The 255-nt window shown below is 63.5% G+C and carries 1 protein-coding gene; it reads left to right on the forward strand.

Going from position 1 to position 255, the window contains the following annotated elements:
- A partial coding sequence (locus IB243_RS27005; RefSeq protein ID WP_192430118.1) for a dihydrodipicolinate synthase family protein occupies nt 1-255 on the forward strand: 255 nt, incomplete at both ends.

The raw sequence follows: 255 nt of genomic DNA on the forward strand, positions 1-255 counted from the left end.
CCGCCATCGCCCATGCCCAGGAGGCCGAGCGCCTGGGCGCCCACGGCATCCTGCTGTTGCCCCACTACCTGACCGAAGCGGGCCAAGAGGGTTTGATCGAGCATGTGGCTGCGGTCTGCAAGAGCGTAAAGTTTGGTGTGATCGTCTACAACCGCGACCGCACCAAGCTGACGGCCGATTCCCTGGCCATCCTGGCCGATCGCTGCCCGAACCTGGTGGGCTTCAAGGATGGCGTGGGCAATATCGAGACCATGT

The organism is Acidovorax sp. ACV01 (assembly GCF_014851495.1).
Lineage (GTDB): Bacteria > Pseudomonadota > Gammaproteobacteria > Burkholderiales > Burkholderiaceae_C > Acidovorax > Acidovorax radicis.